At 69.4% G+C, this 1,346-nt stretch carries 1 protein-coding gene; it reads right to left on the bottom strand.

Going from position 1 to position 1,346, the window contains the following annotated elements; all coding sequences use genetic code 11:
• Nucleotides 1-1,115: IS110 family RNA-guided transposase (locus M8542_RS49765; protein ID WP_257927450.1), on the bottom strand; the 1,115-nt coding region annotated here is incomplete at its 3' end.
• Nucleotides 1,116-1,346: the final 231 nt, after the last annotated feature.

Raw genomic sequence — 1,346 nt, 5'->3', positions numbered from 1 at the left:
GCCAGGCAGATCAGGGCGGCGTTGTGTTTCTTGCCCTCAGCCCGTTTGCGGTCGTAGTAAGCCCTGCTGGTCGGATCCGACAGCGCCGCGAAGGCGGCGAGGAAGAACGCGCGTTTGAGCTGGCGGTTGCCGGTTCTCGCGGGGTGTTCGCCTTTGATGCTGGTGCCGGAGCTGCGGGTGACCGGCGCGATGCCCGCATAGGCAGCCAGATGCCCAGACGAGGCGAAGTTCGAGGCGTCGCCGACCTCGAGCAGGATGCGGGCTGCGGTCCTGACGCCGATGCCGGGCATCGAGGTCAGGACCCCGGCAAGAGGGTGGGCATCAAGTATCCCCTCAACCTGTTCAGCAACCTGTTTGCGTTGCTGCAGCACGGTTTTGAGGCTGTCGGCCAGCCGTGGGAGCACCGTGTCTGCGGCGGCAGTGCCCGGGACGGTGACGGTCTGCTCGCCCAGCGCCGCCATGATCGCCTCGACCAGTCGCTCGCCCATGCGAGGCGCGTGAACCTTCGCGATCGCGGTGAGCTTGCGGCGGCCGGCTTTGGCAATGCCGGCCGGACCGCCGCAGCGGGAGAGGATCTCCAGCACCGCCGGGTGGACGACCTTGGGGCCGATCGCCCGCTCCAGGGCGGGGTGGATGCCGGTGAGCAGCCCGCGGATCCGGTTGCTGATCCGGGTGGCTTCGCCGGCCAGGTCGTCGTCGAACCCGACCAGCACCTCCAGCTCGGCCAGGGCCTCGTCGCCGACGTCGACCGGGCGCAGCGTGTGGGGCAGCGAGCGAGCGGCGTCGGCGATGACGAACGCGTCCCGGGCGTCGGTTTTGGCGCGGCCGGGGTAGAGGTCGGCGATGCGGCGCATCGCCAGGCCGGGCAGGTAGGCCACCTGGTGCCCGGCGGCGCGGGCGACCGCGACCGGCAACGCCCCGATCGTGGCCGGCTGATCGACCACGACCAGCAGTGGTCCGTGCGCGGCGAGCTTGTCGAACAGCGCCCGCAGCTTCGGTTCGGTGTTGGGCAGCGGGGCGTCGTGCAGCCGGTTGCCGTCGGGGTCGAGGCCGACGGCGTGGTGGCTGTCTTTGCCGACGTCCAGGCCGAGGAACACGCTGAAACTGCTGCTCATCCACCATGCCGTTCGTTCGTCGCGACGTGGCCACCGATCAGGCATCGAGCGCCGGCACCCACGTTACGACGAGACCTACCAGGTGGTGGCCGTGTCCCTATCAGCGGTCGGTCGATGCCACCAGACCCGGTGACACCACCCCCCGGATCATGCCTTCGACTGGGGGCGCAAGTCATGCCGGGCCTGGTGACCACAGCTCCTTGATCAGGAACCACGAAAAAGGTAACGGGG

This window comes from Amycolatopsis iheyensis, from assembly GCF_024703995.1.
GTDB lineage: Bacteria > Actinomycetota > Actinomycetes > Mycobacteriales > Pseudonocardiaceae > Amycolatopsis > Amycolatopsis iheyensis.
The sequence above is the reverse complement of the archived record's forward strand: the minus strand, read 5'-3'. Positions and strand labels throughout refer to the sequence as shown.